General features: G+C 63.4%; 15 protein-coding genes. 9 read left to right on the top strand and 6 right to left on the bottom strand.

Annotated elements, in window-relative coordinates; translation table 11 throughout:
• Nucleotides 1-98 precede the first annotated feature (98 nt).
• The 3 genes from NTD82_RS06915 (at nucleotide 99) to NTD82_RS06905 (ending at nucleotide 2902) form a co-directional block, all read left to right on the top strand.
• Entirely contained in the window at nucleotides 99-1049 is a 951-nt protein-coding gene (locus NTD82_RS06915) for an ornithine cyclodeaminase family protein (protein WP_262128183.1), read from the top strand.
• 16 nt (nucleotides 1050-1065) lie between these two features.
• Nucleotides 1066-2208: an NAD(P)/FAD-dependent oxidoreductase gene (locus tag NTD82_RS06910; RefSeq protein WP_262128182.1), complete on the top strand. Its 1143-nt coding sequence runs from the start codon at nucleotides 1066-1068 to the stop codon at nucleotides 2206-2208.
• A gap of 73 nt (nucleotides 2209-2281) precedes the next feature.
• Nucleotides 2282-2902, top strand: a complete 621-nt coding sequence (locus tag NTD82_RS06905; RefSeq protein ID WP_262128181.1) for a transcriptional regulator — start codon at nucleotides 2282-2284, stop codon at nucleotides 2900-2902.
• A gap of 75 nt (nucleotides 2903-2977) precedes the next feature.
• Here the strand turns inward: NTD82_RS06905 and NTD82_RS06900 are convergent, their stop codons facing one another.
• From NTD82_RS06900 to NTD82_RS06875, 6 genes are all read right to left on the bottom strand, one after another.
• Nucleotides 2978-3754, bottom strand: a complete 777-nt coding sequence (locus NTD82_RS06900) for an ABC transporter substrate-binding protein (RefSeq protein WP_095154588.1) — start codon at nucleotides 3752-3754, stop codon at nucleotides 2978-2980.
• Between the two features lie 206 nt (nucleotides 3755-3960).
• Nucleotides 3961-4407, bottom strand: a complete 447-nt coding sequence (gene moaE, locus NTD82_RS06895; protein WP_095154586.1) for a molybdopterin synthase catalytic subunit MoaE — start codon at nucleotides 4405-4407, stop codon at nucleotides 3961-3963.
• Between the two features lies 1 nt (nucleotide 4408).
• Nucleotides 4409-4654, bottom strand: coding sequence for a molybdopterin converting factor subunit 1 (gene moaD, locus NTD82_RS06890; protein WP_262128179.1), 246 nt, complete (start codon nucleotides 4652-4654; stop codon nucleotides 4409-4411).
• Nucleotides 4651-5124: a cyclic pyranopterin monophosphate synthase MoaC gene (moaC, locus tag NTD82_RS06885; protein ID WP_095154582.1), complete on the bottom strand. Its 474-nt coding sequence runs from the start codon at nucleotides 5122-5124 to the stop codon at nucleotides 4651-4653. The genes moaD and moaC overlap by 4 nt, the downstream gene beginning before the upstream one ends.
• 95 nt (nucleotides 5125-5219) lie before the next feature.
• On the bottom strand, nucleotides 5220-6614 hold the full coding sequence (locus NTD82_RS06880; RefSeq protein ID WP_262128178.1) for a PhoH family protein: 1395 nt from the start codon (nucleotides 6612-6614) through the stop codon (nucleotides 5220-5222).
• A 318-nt stretch (nucleotides 6615-6932) separates the two neighbouring features.
• The gene (locus tag NTD82_RS06875; protein ID WP_262128177.1) at nucleotides 6933-8060 is read right to left on the bottom strand and encodes a polysaccharide deacetylase family protein; all 1128 of its coding nucleotides are present in this window, start codon (nucleotides 8058-8060) and stop codon (nucleotides 6933-6935) included.
• A gap of 121 nt (nucleotides 8061-8181) precedes the next feature.
• On the opposite strand from NTD82_RS06875, the gene yaaA reads away from it, so the two are divergent.
• The 6 genes from yaaA (at nucleotide 8182) to NTD82_RS06845 (ending at nucleotide 17001) form a co-directional block, all read left to right on the top strand.
• Nucleotides 8182-8961 carry a peroxide stress protein YaaA gene (yaaA, locus tag NTD82_RS06870; protein WP_262128176.1) on the top strand — a complete coding sequence of 260 codons (780 nt, stop codon included), beginning with the start codon at nucleotides 8182-8184 and terminating at the stop codon, nucleotides 8959-8961.
• 953 nt (nucleotides 8962-9914) lie between these two features.
• On the top strand, nucleotides 9915-11231 hold the full coding sequence (locus tag NTD82_RS06865) for a nucleotide sugar dehydrogenase (protein ID WP_262128175.1): 1317 nt from the start codon (nucleotides 9915-9917) through the stop codon (nucleotides 11229-11231).
• A gap of 61 nt (nucleotides 11232-11292) precedes the next feature.
• Nucleotides 11293-12783, top strand: a complete 1491-nt coding sequence (gene alg8, locus NTD82_RS06860) for a mannuronan synthase (RefSeq protein WP_095154574.1) — start codon at nucleotides 11293-11295, stop codon at nucleotides 12781-12783.
• Between the two features lie 39 nt (nucleotides 12784-12822).
• Nucleotides 12823-13989, top strand: coding sequence for an alginate biosynthesis protein Alg44 (locus NTD82_RS06855; RefSeq protein WP_262128173.1), 1167 nt, complete (start codon nucleotides 12823-12825; stop codon nucleotides 13987-13989).
• A 115-nt stretch (nucleotides 13990-14104) separates the two neighbouring features.
• Entirely contained in the window at nucleotides 14105-15517 is a 1413-nt protein-coding gene (gene algK, locus NTD82_RS06850; RefSeq protein WP_262128172.1) for an alginate biosynthesis TPR repeat lipoprotein AlgK, read from the top strand.
• Complete coding sequence (locus NTD82_RS06845) at nucleotides 15514-17001, top strand: alginate export family protein (protein WP_262128171.1); 1488 nt, start codon at nucleotides 15514-15516, stop codon at nucleotides 16999-17001. The genes algK and NTD82_RS06845 overlap by 4 nt, the downstream gene beginning before the upstream one ends.

Here is a 17001-nt window from a genome sequence, read left to right as displayed (position 1 = left end):
GCAGCTCCAATCTTTTTTTCCACCGGGATAGCGAAGACTTAAACTAAAAGTCCATAATGGAAAAATTAGTTTAGAAACCAGTCACCCCGGAGTCCCGAATGGCCGCGCCCCTCGTTCTCGATCAGCAGCACGCCCGTCAACTGCTCGCCCAGGTGGATGTTCCCCAGGTGCTGCGCGATCTGTTCCGTGACCTGGCAGCCGGCCAGGCGGTGCAGCCACCGCAGCAACTGGTGGAATTCCCGTCCGGCAAGGGCGACTTCATCAATTACGGCGGCGTGCTGGCGCAGGAGCGCGTCTACGGGGTCAAGACTTCGCCTTATATCGTCCGTGAGCAAGGCGCACTGGTCACCGCCTGGACCCTGCTGATGTCCATGGACAGCGGCCTGCCGCTGTTGCTGTGCGACGCCGGCGAACTGACCACCGCGCGCACCGCCGCGACCACCGCGGTGGCCGTGGATGCCCTGGCCCCGGCCGAAGCCCGGCGCCTGACCATCATCGGCAGCGGCTCGATTGCCCGCGCTCACCTGCATTACGTCCGCAACCTGCGCCCATGGCAGGACATCCGCCTTTACTCGCCGAGCCTCAACGGCAAGCGCGCCAGCGAGCGTGACGCCCTCACCGCCCTCGATCCGCGCCTGAGCCTGCACGACGACGCCGACGCGGCCCTGGTCGACGCCGATGTGATCCTGCTGTGCACCTCGTCGGCCAAGCCGGTCATCGATCCGGCCCAATTGAGCAAGCCGGCGCTGATTACCTCCATCAGCACCAATGCGGTGCGCGCTCATGAAGTACCACCCGCCAGCCTCGCGGCGATGGACGTGTACTGCGACTACCGCGTGACCACGCCGGGCAGCGCCGGAGAAATGTGCCTGGCCGCCGAAGAACATGGCTGGAAGACCGAAGCCATCATCGGCGACCTGCCGGAACTGATCAGCGGCCAGGCACCACGCCCGGACTACCAGCGCCACGCGTTCTTCCGCTCCATCGGCCTCGGCCTCGAAGACATCGCCCTGGCCAACGCCCTGTACCACCTGCAACGCGCGCGCTGACAGCGTCGGAGGCCCCATGCAACAGGCTGATTTCATCATTATCGGCGCCGGTATCGCCGGCGCGTCCACCGGTTACTGGCTGGCCGCGCATGGCCGGGTGCTGCTGCTCGAACGCGAAACGCTACCGGGCTATCACTCCACCGGTCGCTCGGCGGCGCTGTACACCGCCGCCTACGGTACGCCGCAGGTGCGCGCCCTGACCCTGGCCAGCCGGGCGTTCTTCGACCAGCCGCCGGCCGGCTTCGCCGAGCACCCGCTGCTGACCCCGCGCGGCGAGATGACCGTGGACTTCGATGGCGACGCAGCCGAACTGCAACGCCAGTTCGACAGCGCCCGCGCCTGTGTACCGGAGATGCAGTTGCTCAGCGCCGATGAGGCTTGTGCGCGGCTGCCGGTGCTGCGCCGGGAGAAAGTCCACGGCGCGCTGTACGACCCGAGCGCCAGCGATATCGACACCGACGGCCTGCATCAGGGCTACCTGCGCGGCATCCGCCGCCAGCAGGGCGAAGTGCACGGCGACTGTGAAGTCCTCGCCCTGCACCGCGAAGACGACGGCCAGTGGCGCGTGGAAACCAGCCGCGGCGAATTCCGCGCACCGGTGATCATCAACGCCGCCGGCGCCTGGGCCGACCACATCGGCCAACTGGCCGGCGCCCGTCCGTTGGGCCTGCAACCCAAGCGGCGTGCCGCGTTCATCTTCGAAGCACCGGCCGACCTGGACACCCACGGCTGGCCGATGCTGGTCAGCCTCGACGAGTCCTTCTATATGAAGCCGGACGCCGGCATGTTGCTCGGCTCGCCGTGCAACGCCGACCCGGTCGAGCCTCACGACGTACAGCCCGAAGAGCTGGACATCGCCATGGGCATCTACCAGATCGAGGAAGCCACCACCCTGAACATCCGCCGCCCGTTCCGCACCTGGGCCGGGCTGCGCAGCTTCGTCGCCGACGGAGATCTGGTGGCCGGTTTCGACGGCGCCGTGCCCGGCCTGTTCTGGGTCGCGGCGCAAGGCGGCTACGGCATCCAGACCTCGCCGGCAATGGGCCAGGCCAGCGCCGCACTGGTGCGCGGCGAGCCCCTGCCCGCCCACCTCGGTGATTTCGGCCTGAGCGCCGAGCAACTCTCGCCCGCGCGCCTCGCCACCCGCCAGGAAGGATGACGCGCCCGCGCGTTTGCGGCACACTCCCAGCGCCCTGGCCCCAGGGCGCTGAACCCGTCCGGAGCCCGCCCGAATGTCGACACCCGATGATGTCCTGCAGAACTACCGGGCGATCGCCGATGCCATCGCCACGCTGTTCTTCCCCCATGCCGAAGTCGTCCTGCACGACCTGCGCACACAGAAGATCGACTACATCGCCAACAACCTGTCCAAACGCGAAATCGGTGACGACGCGGCGCTGGAAGACATGTTCGAGGAAGGTACCGACGAGACCAATATCGGCCCCTACGAGAAGCTCAACTGGGACGGACAGAAGATCCGCTCCCTGAGCACGGTGCTGCGCGACGCCGCGGGCAACCCGCAGGCCGTGTTGTGCATCAACCTGAATATTTCGCTGTTCGAGAATGCCAAGGCGGCGCTGGATTTGTTCCTGTCACCGAGCAAATTGATCCCGCAGCCCGACGCCCTGTTTCGCGATGACTGGCAGGAGCGGATCAATACCTTTCTCAACAGTTGGCTGCGCCAGCGTCAGCTCAGCCTCAATGTGCTCAACCGCGACCACAAGCGCGAGCTGGTCCTGGCCCTGCACGCCGAAGGCGCGTTCCGCGGCAAGAGTGCGGCCAACTATGTGGCCAATGTGCTGAATATGGGGCGGGCAACGGTGTACAAACACCTGAAGGAACTCAAGGCCTGAGGCTGCGGGTACCGCTTCGCGAGCAAGCTCGCTCCTACAGAAAGGGCAGCAGCCCCGGGCGCTTGAGTCAGGCGATCAGTCGCCGTAGATGTCGGTCTTGAAGTACTTGCTCTGGATCTTCTGGTACTCGCCATCGGCGCGGATTGCGGCAATGGCATCGTTCAGTTTCTTCACCAGCTCGGTATTGCCCTTGCGCACGGCGATACCGGCGCCTTCACCGACGAATTTCGGATCTTTCAGCTCAGGGCCGACAAAGGCGAAGCCCTTGCCCCGTGGCGTGTCGAGGAAGCCCAGTTGCAGCGGGATGGTATCGGCGAACACACCGTCCAGACGACCGCTTTCCATGTCCAGGAAGATCTCTTCGTTGGTGGTATACGGCACCACGATCACACCTTTGGGCTCCAGCACCGCACGCACATAGCGGTCAGTAGTAGTGGCGCGCTGCACACCGATGCGCTTGCCCTTGAGGGCTGCGTACTGATCGTCCACCTGGGTGCCTTCCTTCATCGCCAGGCGCGCCGACGTGAAGTAGTACTTGTTGGTGAAGTCCACGGACTTCTTGCGCTCTTCGGTGATGGTGATCGACGACAGGGCCGCGTCGATTTTCTTGACCTTCAGCGACGGGATCAGGCCGTCGTATTCCTGCTCGACCCACTGGCACTTGACCTTCATCTCGGCGCACAGCGCGTTGCCGATGTCGTAGTCAAAGCCTTCTATGCCATTCGGGGTCTTGTAGGCAAAGGGCGGGTAAGCAGCCTCGATGCCGATGCGCAGAACATCGTCGGCCGCGAACACAGGGCTGCTGGCCAACAGGCCAAGCGCCAGACCGGCGATCAGGTTGGAGGTCTTCATGATGGGGCTCTCTCACTCGTTGTTGTGTTGGGGGTGACAAGACAGAGGAAAGGAAGTCAGGCACGGAGCCTGTCATTATTTTGTACTTATGAATCCATACTGGACTTTATCGTACAAAAAAACAACAGTCAGAAAAGTCAGGCAAGACGCTGTAGGAGCTGGCAAGCCAGCTCCCATGAGGTTTACGGATAATTCGGAATCAGTGTCTACCAACGCTCGGCGGCGTCAGCATCACTCTGCTTGCCCTCGACCCAACGCGGGCCTTCGCAGGTCTGTTCCTTTTTCCAGAACGGCGCGCGGGTTTTGAGGTAGTCCATGATGAAGTTGCAGGCGTCGAATGCCGCCTGGCGGTGGGCGCTGGCAACGCCGACGAAGACGATCGGCTCGCCCGGTTCGAGCGCGCCAATACGGTGCAGAACCTCGACCTTGAGCAGCGGCCAGCGCGCCTCGGCCTCGATGACGATCTTGCCCAGCGCTTTCTCGGTCATGCCCGGATAGTGTTCGAGGAACATCCCCGCCACCTCCCGGCCATCATTGAAGTCACGCACATAACCAACGAAGGCCACCACGGCCCCAACGCCGACGTTGGCCGCGTGCATGGCATTGGTTTCCGCGCCCGGATCGAAGGGCGCGGTCTGGACCCGAACGCTCATCTCAACCTCCGGTGACCGGCGGGAAGAACGCGACTTCGTCGCCGTCTTCCAGGGCTTCGTCCGGCTTGCACAGGTCCTGGTTGCGTGCGCACATCAGGTTCTGTTCGGCCAGCACGGCGTAGCGCTCGCCCTTGTCGAGCAAGGCTTGGCGCACGTCTTCGACACGGGCGAAAGCGCCATCGAGCACCTCGCCGTCGGTGCCCAGCGACTCACGGTAGCGGGCGAAATACACCACCTTGATCTTCATTGCGCATCCGCCTGGTAGTGGCCGCTCTTGCCGCCAAGCTTTTCCAGCAGGCGCACGTTTTCAATGGTCATGCCGCGATCGACGGCCTTGCACATGTCGTAAATGGTCAACGCGGCGACGCTGGCGGCGGTCAGCGCTTCCATTTCCACGCCGGTCTGCCCGGACAGCTTGCAGCGGGCGACGATGTGCACAGCGTCCGCGCCTTCAGCGCTCAGTTCGACCTTGACGCTGGTGAGCATCAGCGGATGGCACAGGGGAATCAGGTCGCTGGTTTTCTTCGCCGCCTGGATCCCGGCGATACGCGCCACGGCGAACACATCACCCTTGGGATGGGCGCCGTCGACGATCATCGCCAGAGTCTGCGGGAGCATGCGCACGCGGGCTTCGGCCACGGCTTCGCGGAAGGTCACGGCCTTGTCGGTGACGTCGACCATGGCGGCGCGACCTTGGGAATCGAGATGAGTCAGCACGGGGTTACTCCAGATCAGGAGCCCCGATTGTAAACCTGGGAGTCAGCTTTGCCAGCGAAAAAAACCGGGCGGCGCGAGGCCGCCCGGGGCGTGGTTTACAGGTGGGATTCGGCGTATTCGGCGAGGATCGACCGGGGTACGCCCTGCAGGGTGATGTGGACGCCGTTGGGGAAGTCCTTGAAGCGTTCGGTGAGGTAGGTCAGCCCGGAGCTGGTGGCCGACAGGTAGGGGGTGTCGATCTGTGCCAGGTTGCCCAGGCAGATCACTTTCGAACCGGTGCCGGCACGGGTGATGATGGTTTTCATCTGGTGCGGCGTGAGGTTCTGGCATTCGTCGATCAGGATCAGGCTCTGCTGGAAGCTGCGGCCGCGAATGTAGTTGAGCGACTTGAACTGCAGCGGGACGCGTTCAAGGATGTATTCGACGCTGCCGTGGGTGCTCTCGTCGTCCATGTGCAGGGCTTCGAGGTTGTCGGTGATGGCGCCGAGCCAGGGTTCCATTTTTTCCGCTTCGGTGCCCGGCAGGAAGCCGATCTCCTGGTCCAGCCCCTGCACGCTGCGGGTGGCGATGATGCGCCGGTAGCGCTTGCTGACCATGGTCTGCTCGATAGCCGCGGCCAGGGCCAGGATGGTCTTGCCGGAGCCCGCGGCGCCGGTGAGGTTGACCAGGTGGATGTCCGGGTCGAGCAGCGCGAACAGCGCCAGCGCCTGATGAATGTCGCGGGGTTTCAGGCCCCAGGCTTCCTGGTGCAGCAGCGGTTCCTGGTGCAGGTCGAGCAGCAGCAGTTCGCTGTCCTTGATGCCCTTGATCCAGCCGACGAAGCCCTGCTCGTCAATGATGAACTCGTTGACGTGGACCGCCGGCAGGTTGTCGATCAGTTGCACACGGTGCCAGGTGCGACCACGTTCCTGGCGGGTCTCGACCTTGCTCACGCGGTCCCAGAACGATCCGGTGACCGAGTGGTAGCCCTTGGACAGCAGGCTGACGTCGTCAACCAACTGGTCGGTACTGTAGTCCTCCGCCGCGATTCCACAGGCGCGGGCCTTGAGGCGCATGTTGATGTCTTTGGTCACCAGCACCACGTCGCGGTCCTTGCGCCGACTGCGCAGGTCCAGCAACTGGTTGATGATGATGTTGTCGTTCAGGTGTTCGGGCAGCAGACGGTGAGGTTCGGCGCGCGGGGTCATCAGGATCGACAGGAAGCCCTTGGGCCCGCCCTTGCCACGCTGGATCGGTACGCCCTGTTCGACGTCTTCGGGCGTGGCGTCACCGAGGGTCTGGTCGATCAGGCGGATGGCCTGGCGACATTCGGCGGCGACGGTGTGTTTTCCGGTCTTGAGCTTGTCGAGTTCCTCCAGCACCGTCATCGGTATCGCGACGTGGTGCTCCTCGAAGTTGAGCAAGGCGTTGGGATCGTGAATCAGGACATTGGTATCGAGCACATACAGGATTGGCTGGTTGGAGGAAGGGTTGCGTCCTTGGTCATCCATACTCGGTCACCTTATGTGGAAGCTACGCGATGCGGTACTTCGCGCATCGCAGAGTGACCGCCGCGCTTCCCGTATCCGCGTTGCTACGGGCGGGAAGAGAACCTGCCAACAAGGGGGCCTTGGAAGACGCCACCTGGCTGCAGGGTTCGGCTGTCTGACTCCTACATACCGCAAAAACCGTTACCGGAAAAAGCATTTTCATGCGTCAGGGCAGTTTATTTTTCACTTGGACGAATTGCCCTTGGCGGCGTCGCAAAGCGCGACTACATTCAAGGATGGAGCCCGTTGAAACGTTTCGTCCAGCCCCGGACTCCCCTGCTACTGCCGACCCGCGAAGTCTCGGCAACTCTCCCAGCCAATCCCGCTTTGTGCCGTGTGCGTCAGCACCCAGGTCACTACCGCCTGCGCTTTCGGCTGGCTGTCATGCAACTGGATCAAGCCGCGACGCCATAACAACATCAGACTCAAGGTGCGCTGCGCCGATTGCTCGGCGGTCAGTGGACTGAGGTCCTGGGCGTCGATATCCCACAGGGTCACGCGCAGGTTCTGACTGGCGAAAAAGCCGGCGCTGTCGGCCCGGCGCTGGCCGTAAGGTGGGCGAAACAGCGGCACATACTGGGCCGGCAGATCGCCCTGAACCCGCGCCACACTGCGCAGCACCGAGTCTTCCCAGTCCTTCCACTGGGCATGGGAGCGGTACTGCCAGCCCTGCACACCGACGCACTGTCCGCGATAGACCTCACGCAGCGCTGCCAGCGAAAGTTTGTCGCGCCGGCTCTGCACGCTCTGGCCGAGGACGAAGAACAGGCCGTCGAGTTTCTGCTTGCGCAGGAACACGCTCAATTGCTCGGTGCTGGCCCCGGCCATGCTCGGGCCACCATCGAAGGTGAACAAGAACACACGGTCATTGAGACGATCACCGTTGACCTCTGCGGCGTCGTAGAACATCACTTCGCTGGCGGTCTGCGGGAACAGCGCGGCCTTGCGCAGCAGTTCATTCAGGTAGGCGTTATGGAACTGCCGGCTCGGCTCGGCCCAGCCGGCATAGAAGGAGTCGGCGTCGACGGCGAACTTCGCCGCTTGCTGGCGCAGGTCACCGAGGTTTTCGATGGCATAGCAGAACGACGCGTCCTGCTCGCAACTCTGCTGGGCCATGTCGTAGTTGCGCCACAGCGTGCGCCAGAGCCGTTCGCGGTATTCGCTGATGGCCGGCAGGTTGATCTGGCGCAGTTGCAGGCGCGCCGCCAGGGTCGGCTCGTTCAGCACCTCGGTTTCACTCAGGACCCGGGCAAAGGACAGAATCTCGGCCCGCGAGGCGACGTCGAACAACACCGGGGTGTCCAGCGTTTCCGGCCAGTGGCTGCGCTCGAACGTCGCGATTTCCAGCGGGGCGGCCTGGGCCACGAGGCTGAGCAGGGCTGTCAGGGCAACAAGGGCTATGCGCACGTTCACACTCTCTGGTTCATCCGCCGCGCACTATAGCAGCGCGCCCGGCTATCGCCGCGATAGCTGGAGAACATCGGCCCCGCCCCGTAGAATCGCCGCCACGATTCAAGGAGCCGACCTCATGCTGACGGTGATTTCCCCCGCCAAGACCCTCGATTACGACACCCCGCCCGTCACCTCGCGGCACACCCTGCCGCAGTACCTGGACGACTCCCAGGAACTGATCGTGCAACTGCGCGACCTGTCGCCGGCGCAGATCAGCGAACTGATGCACCTGTCCGACAAGCTCGCCGGCCTCAACGCCGCGCGTTTCGGTAGCTGGACCCCGGATTTCACCCCGGCCAACGCCAAGCAGGCGCTGCTGGCATTCAAGGGTGACGTGTACACCGGGCTCAATGCCGAAAGCCTCAGCGAAGATGATTTCAGCTACGCCCAGGATCACCTGCGCATGCTGTCCGGCCTGTATGGCCTGCTGCGCCCGCTGGACCTGATGCAGCCGTACCGCCTGGAAATGGGCACCAAACTCGCCAACGCCCGCGGCAAGGACTTGTATGCCTTCTGGGGCACGCGGATCAGCGAATGGCTGAACCAGGCGCTCGCCGAGCAAGGCGACGACCTGCTGTTGAACCTGGCCAGCAACGAATACTTCAGCGCCGTGAAACGCAGCGCCCTCAAGGCGCGGATCATCAACACCGAGTTCCGCGACCAAAAAAATGGCCAGTACAAGATCATCAGCTTCTACGCCAAGAAGGCGCGCGGCCTGATGAGCCGCTTCGTGATCCAGGAGCGCATCAACGATCCGCAGCAGCTCAAGCAGTTCGATGCGCAGGGCTACTACTACAGTGCCGAGCAGTCGAAGCCGGATAATCTGGTGTTCTTGCGGGATCATCCCGACCACTGATCTGTGGTGTGGCTCATGGCCCTATCGCTGCATGGGTATCTACACATCTTTCGGTCATGTGGTGGCTGGAAGACCGAGCGCCGCGCGGGCGGCGCTCGATCTCAAGAACACTGTAAAACTGCCGACATGCACCTGGTGACCATTACTCGGTCTTTTGACAAGCGCCCTCCAACCACCACATGACCGAAAGATGTGTAGATACCCATGCAGCGATAAAACCACCAACAGCAAACTCCATTCCCCACCCAAAACCGCCATTATTCAGGCGCCAAAAAACCAACCTTCCATCCTTATCGCAAAACGCCATAAGACCGTTCGTAGTTTTTTGACGAAAAATCCTGAAAAAATTTTCCGTACTGGCACAAAACCATCCCACCTCAAGTTCGCCCTTTATATATAGGGACGAGACTCCCGCGTGCTATCAAAGTGAAAGTATCGGCAAGTAGAAAAATATTAAAAAATCTTTCACCGACACTCTGCACCCTCAGGAACTTATCCCCTCGCCGCTCGCTCATACCACCCGTAACGATTTTCGAACCCTGTGTGAGAAAAGACTTACATAACAAAACTGAAGTCAGGAAGTTATACAGAGTCAGTTGAGCATCCGCCCGAAATCCGTTCGGCGCGCGGCTCACGCCCAGGAGAATACGCACTCATAATTCGTCCTAGTGGTTGATTTCAAAGGATTTAATCCACTTGAAAAAACAAGCACTGCAGTATTGAAAGTGCAGTACTGCAATAAAGACGGCTAGCGTTTTGGGCACGTCCCGATTAATGGCCATTGGCTGCCTACTTTGAGCACGTGAGAGTGCGCGCTCACAAATTACTTATGCCTGCACGCGGTACTGCGTATTTAACGCCGCGGTTCCGTGCGCCCGAAAAACGGCTGGTAAATCAACCCGGTCCGGTTCTTTGAATGGAATCGGCATTGCTTACTACATGAGGTGAATGCGATGCGTATCAGCATCTTTGGTTTGGGTTATGTGGGTGCAGTCTGTGCCGGTTGTCTGTCCGCACGAGGCCATGACGTGATTGGCGTGGACGTTTCCGCAACCAAGATCGACCTGATCAACCAGGGCAAATCCCCGATTGTCGAACCCGGCCTCGAAGGCCTGTTGCAACAGGGCATCAGCACCGGCCGCCTGCGCGGCACCACCGACTTTTCCCAGGCCATCCGCGACAGCGACCTGTCGATGATCTGCGTCGGTACCCCCAGCAAGAAAAACGGCGACCTCGGCCTGGAATACATCGAGTCGGTCTGCCGTGAAATCGGTTTCGTCCTGCGCGACAAAGCCAGCCGCCACACCATCGTGGTGCGCAGCACCGTGCTGCCGGGCACCGTGAAGAACGTGGTGATCCCGATCCTTGAAGACTGCTCGGGCAAGAAAGCCGGCGTCGATTTCGGTGTCGCGGTAAACCCTGAGTTCCTGCGCGAAAGTACCGCGATCGCCGACTACGACAAGCCACCCATGACCGTCATCGGTGAACTGGACCGCGCCAGCGGCGACGTGCTCCAGGCCCTCTACGAAGAACTCGACGCGCCGATCATCCGCAAGGACATCGAAGTTGCCGAGATGATCAAGTACACCTGCAACGTCTGGCACGCGACCAAGGTCACCTTCGCCAACGAGATCGGCAACATCGCCAAGGCGGTGGGTGTCGATGGCCGCGAAGTAATGGAGGTGGTCTGCCAGGACAAGGCCCTGAACCTGTCGCAGTACTACATGCGCCCCGGCTTCGCCTTCGGCGGCTCGTGCCTGCCCAAGGACGTCCGCGCCCTCACCTACCGCGCCGGCAGCCTGGACGTGAAAGCGCCACTGCTCGACTCGCTGATGCGCAGCAACGAGTCCCAGGTGCAGAACGCCTTCGACATCATCGAAAGCCACGACAAGCGCAAGGTCGCCCTGCTCGGCCTGAGCTTCAAGGCCGGCACCGACGACCTGCGCGAAAGCCCGCTGGTGGAACTGGCCGAGCGCCTGATCGGCAAGGGCTACCAACTGAACATCTACGACCAGAACGTCCAGTACGCCCGTGTCCACGGCGCCAACAAGGACTACATCGAATCGAAGATCCCCCACGTCTCCTCGCTGCTCAACGCTGACCTGCAACAGGTCATCGACGACGCCGAGATCATCGTCCTGGGCAACCGCGACGAGCAGTTCCGCGCCCTCGCCCAACAAGCACCGGCCGGCAAGCAGGTGATCGACCTGGTGGGCTTCATGAGCCAGGCCACCTCCCCGACCAACCGTACCGAAGGCATCTGCTGGTAAGCAGGCCGCGCGGGGCCGTCCGGCCCCGCGCGCTTTTTCCAACCTGACGTCACCGATACGGATGCAGAACATGCAAAGCCTCAAGCACGGCCTGCTACAGGCTGCCGGTTGGCTGTTCTACGTGACTTTGCTCATGTTGATCGCCCTGGCCTTGCCCAACACCCTGTTCGACCCCGACTCGAAGGACTTCCTCTTCCTGATCGGCGCCGTCGGCATCTGGCGCTATTCCATGGGCGCCACCCATTTCGTCCGCGGCATGCTGTTTCTCTACGTGGTCTACCCACGGCTGCGGCGCAAGGTGCGCAAGCTCGGCGCCGCCGCCGACCCGTCGCACGTGTACCTGATGGTCACCAGCTTTCGCATCGACGCCCTGACCACCGCGCAGGTTTACAGCTCGGTGATCCGCGAAGCGATCGACTGCGGCTACCCCACCACCGTGGTCTGCTCGCTGGTGGAAATGTCCGATGAGTTGCTGGTGAAAAGCCTGTGGGCCAAATACAACCCGCCGGATCGGGTCAGCCTGGACTTCGTGCGCATCGCCGGCACCGGCAAGCGCGATGGCCTGGCCTTCGGCTTCCGCGCCATCTCCCGTCACCTGCCGGACGACAACGCGGTGGTCGCGGTGATCGACGGCGACACCGTGCTCGGTGAAGGCGTGGTGCGCAAGACCGTCCCCTGGTTCAAGCTGTTCGGCAATGTCGGCGGCCTGACCACCAACGAATTCTGCGAAGTGCGCGGCGGCTACATCATGAGCGAGTGGCACAAGCTGCGCTTCGCCCAACGCCACATCAACATGTGCTCGATGGCCCTGTCCAAGCGCGTGCTGACCATGACCGGGCGCATGTCGGTGTTCCGCGCAAGCGTAGTGACCAACCCCGAGTTCATCGCCGACGTCGAAAGCGACTCGCTGATGCACTGGCGCCTGGGCCGCTTCAAATTCCTCACCGGCGACGACAAGTCGAGCTGGTTCAGCCTGATGCGCCTGGGCTACGACACCTTCTACGTGCCTGACGCGGCGATCAACACCGTCGAGCACCCGCCGGAAAAGAGCTTCATCAAGGCCAGCCGCAAGCTGATGTACCGCTGGTACGGCAACAACCTGCGGCAGAACTCCCGCGCCCTCGGCCTCGGCATGCGTCGTCTCGGCCTGTTCACCAGCGTGGTGCTGTTCGACCAGCGCGTGTCGATGTGGACCAGCCTGCTCGGGCTGACCGTCGCGGTGATCGCCAGCCTCAAGTTCGGCGGCAAATTCCTCCTCGCCTACCTGCTGTGGATCGGCCTCACCCGCCTGATCCTGACCCTCATGCTGCTGTGCTCGGGGCACAAGATCGGCCCGGCTTATCCGCTGATCCTTTACTACAACCAGATCGTCGGCGCGCTGATGAAGATCTACGTGTTCTTCCGCCTCGACCGGCAGTCCTGGACCCGCCAGCCCACCGCGCTCAAACGCGACCTCGCCAGCTTTCAACAATGGTTCAACACCTGGTCTTCCCGGACCATGACCTTCTCGGCGGCCAGCATCTTCGTTGCTGTGCTGTTCGTGGTCGTGTGAGCCGCGGCAACCCAACGGATCCAATAGGAAAACATCGCCATGAATACCGCCGTGAACGTCAATGTCGTGCATGAGTCCGAAACCCAGCGCCAACACGCCCGGGTGCGCATTCCCGCCAAGCTGCGCTACCTGGGCGGCAACCGCGAAACCCTGGAGATGAAAGTCGACGACCTCTCCGCCGGGGGCCTGAGCTTCCACGCCAAACAGCCACTGACAGTCGGCGACGTGCTGCGTGGCCGCCTGCAATTCACGGTGGACAACCTCGGCCTGTCGATGGACGTGGAATTCCAGGTGCGCTCCTTCGACCCGTCCAGCGGCCGCACCGGGGTGCAGTTCCAGAACCTCGAACAGCGCGACATCGCCACCCTGCGCCACCTCATCACCTCGCACCTGTCCGGCGAGTTGATCAGCATCGGCGACGTGCTCAGCACCCTGCAGCGCGACAACTTCACCAAGGCGCGCAAGCAGAAAGACACCCACGGCGGCCTGAGCCCGCTGGGCCGGCTGCGGGCGGTGACCTTCAGCCTCGGCGTGTTCGTGGTCGGAGTCGCCGCGTTCGGCTTCGTCGCCAAGTCGATCTACGGCCTGTACTTCGTCAGCCATGCCGAGGCCGGCGTGGTCAGCGTGCCGACCACCCAGGTCACCATGCCCCGCGACGGCACCGTGCAGGCGCTGGTGGACAACGGTGGCGAGGTGGTCAAGGGCGCGCCGCTGGCGTCCTTCAGCACCAGCATGCTCGACCTGCTCAAAGGGCATCTGGACGACCAGCAACTGGAGCCGGCCAAGGTCGAGGAACTGTTCGGCAAGCAAATGAGCGGCACCCTCACCAGCCCGTGTGATTGCACCGTGGCGCGGCAACTGGTGGACGACGGCCAGTACGCCGCCAAGGGCACGGTGATCTTCCAGTTGATCCCGCGTACCACCAACCCGACCGTCGAGGCGCGCTTCAGCTATCGCCAGTTCGACGATGTGAAGCCGGGCACCCGGGTCAACTTCCAGGTCGCCGGCGAAGACCAGACCCGTACCGGGCAGATCGTCAGCAGCAGCAACCTGAGCCAGGACGACCTGTCTTCGGACATCCGCGTGCAGATCAAACCGGATGCACCGATGCCCGCGAACCTGATCGGCTTGCCTGCCAGCGTCAACGCCAAGCGGGGTCCGTCGCTGGACTGGTTGATCGATAGCGCTGTAGCGCATGGGCTCTGAAGAGGGTTCTCCGATGAATAATCACATTGCGTCCATCGCGAACGAGCGGAACGCCGCCCGGCTCTCTCCTACAACGGACGCGCAGCCATCCCCCGTAGGAGCGAGCTTGCTCGCGATGAGGCCCCCAGCCTCACCCCTGCTGTGCGCCCTGGCCCTGGCCATCAGCCTCACCGGCTGCGCCGGCCTGCCTGACCAGCGCCTGGCCAACGAGGCCCTGAAAAACGGTGACACCGCCACCGCCGAGCGCAACTACCGGCAACTGGCCGACCTCGGCTACAGCGAAGCCCAGGTCGGGCTCGCCGATATCCAGGTGGAAACCCGCGACCCGGCCAAGCTGAAGGAAGCCGAAGCCACCTACCGCGCCGCCGCCGAAATCTCGCCCCGCGCCCAGTCGCGCCTCGGCCGCCTGCTGGCGGCGAAACCCGACGCCAGCGAAGCCGAGCGCCAGGAAGCCGAGTCCCTGCTGAAGAAAGCCTTCGCCAACGGCGAGGGCAACACCCTGATCCCGCTGGCGATGCTCTACCTGCAATACCCGCAGAGCTTCCCGCGGATCAACGCGCAGCAGCAGATCGACCAGTGGCGCGCCGCCGGCTACCCGGAGGCGGGCCTGGCCCAGGTCCTGCTGTACCGCACCCAGAACACCTACGACCAGCACCTCGATGACGTCGAGCGCATCTGCAAGGCGGCGCTGACCAGCACCGACATCTGCTACGTCGAACTCGCCACCGTCTACCAGAAACGCGCCCAGCCGGAACAACAGGCGGCGCTGCTGGAGCAGCTCAAGAGCGCGCACCAGCGCGGCGCGGTCCCGGCCAGCCGGGTCGACAGCGTGGCCCGCGTGCTGGCCGACCGCAGCCTCGGCCAGACCGACGAAAAAACCGCCCAGGCCCTGCTCGAAGACATCGCGCCGCAGAACCCGGCGTCCTGGGTCAGCCTGGCGCAACTGCTCTACGACTTCCCCGAACTGGGCGACAGCGACCAGTTGATGGGCTACATCGACAAGGGCCGCGCCGCCGAGCAGCCGCGTGCCGAACTGCTGCTGGGTCGCCTCTACTACGAAGGCAAGACCCTTCCAGCCGACGCCAAGAAAGCCGAATCCCATCTGCTCGCCGCCGCCAGCGCCGGCGAGATCAGCGCCCATTACTACCTCGGCCAACTTTATCGCCGCGGCTACCTGGGCGATGTCGAACCACAGAAAGCCGTCGATCATCTGCTCCAGGCCGCCCGCGGCGGCCAACTCAGCGCCGACTACGCCCTGGCCCAGTTGTTCAGCGAAGGCCACGGCATTCGCCAGGACCCGGTCAACGCCTGGGTCTTCGCCCAGCTGGCGCAGGCCAACGCCAGCGAACAATCGACCACGCTGGCCGGCGAACTCGACGCCCAACTCAGCCCCGAACAAAAAGCCGCCGCCCAGCGCCTGCTGGAACAGGAACGCGCCGCCCGTGGCGCCATAGGCCCGGGCCCGAATGCCCTGGCCCTGCAAGCCGTACAAGCGCCCGACGAAGAACAAGGTGAGGATTCCCTATGACGCTCAATCCGTGGATGAAAGCCGGCCTCGGCCTGAGCTTCGCGCTGTTCTGGGCCTGCCCGACCCTGGCCGCCGAAACCGCTGAAAAGAACTTCGGCCTGGAAGTGAAAATCACCGGCCAGTCGGAAGACGACCGCGACCTCGGCACCCGCGCCGGCGGCGACGTCAACGGCCTCGGCCTCGACCTGCGCCCGTGGGTGTTCTTCGAGCGCGGCGACTGGAGCGCCTACGCCATGGGCCAGGCGGTCGCGGCCACCGACATCATCGAAACCGACACCAGCCGCCAGTCCGCCGACGGCAGCGAAATCGACAACGCCAACAGCAGCAACGACGACCGCGAAGCCAAGAAAAACTACCTGGCGATGCGCGAGTTCTGGGTCGGCTACAGCGGCTTCACCGCCTACCCCGGGGAGCAACTGCGCTTCGGTCGCCAGCGCCTGCGCAACGACGACGGCATGTGGCGCGACACCAATATCGAAGCGCTGAACTGGACCTTCGACACCACCCTGCTGCGGGCCAACCTCGGCGTCGCCGAACGCTTCAGCGAATACCGCACCGACCTCACCGAGCTGGCCGCCGAAGACAAGGACCGCCTGCATGTCTACGGCGATGTCGCGGCGCAATGGACGCCCGGCCACTGGGTCGGCCTGCGCGCCCACCACACCCGCGACGACGGTAAGCTGAAGAACCCCGGCGAAACCCTCGACGCCCTCGACAAAACCCGCAACGGCGACCTCACCTGGCTCGGCGTGGAAGCCAACAGCGACGCCTACAACTGGCGCAATCAAAACACCGTCAACTATTGGGGCAGCCTCACCTGGCTGACCGGCGACCGCGACACCCTGAGCAGCACCACGGTAAACGGCGAACAGGTCGCCACCGGCAAGCAGAGCGGCGACGTCAACGCCTGGGCCACCGACCTCGGCATCCGCCTGCGCCTCGATCCCAACTGGCAGGTCGGCGCCGCCTACGCCCGCGGCAGCGGTGGTGGTGGCAGCGACGGTTCGAACAACTACGAGCAGACCGGCCTCGAGAGCAACCGCTCCAACTTCACCGGCACCCGCTCCCGCGTGCACCGCTTCGGCGAAGCCTTCCGCGGCGAACTGGGCAACCTGCAGGCGGCGACCTTGTTCACCTCCTGGCAACTGCGCGACGACTACGACGCCAGCCTGATCTACCACAAGTTCTGGCGCGTCGATGGCGACCAGAACCTCGGCGGCAGCGGCATCAACGCAGTGGTCGACGACGGCGGCATCAACCGTCCGCTGATCCAGGGCGAGAAGGATGTCGGGCAGGAGATGGACCTGGTGGTCACCAAGTACTTCAAACAGGGCCTGCTGCCTGCCTCACTGAGCAAGTCGATCGACGAACCCTCGGCGCTGGTGCGCTTTCGCGGCGGCGTGTTCAAGCCGGGCGACGCCTACGGCAAAGAGGCCGACTCCTACATGCATCGCGCCTTCGTTGACGTGGTCTGGCGCTTCTGA

Origin of the sequence: Pseudomonas sp. 5P_5.1_Bac1 (genome assembly GCF_025466015.1) — a bacterium.
Taxonomy (GTDB): Bacteria; Pseudomonadota; Gammaproteobacteria; order Pseudomonadales; family Pseudomonadaceae; genus Aquipseudomonas.
The sequence above is the reverse complement of the archived record's forward strand: the minus strand, read 5'-3'. Positions and strand labels throughout refer to the sequence as shown.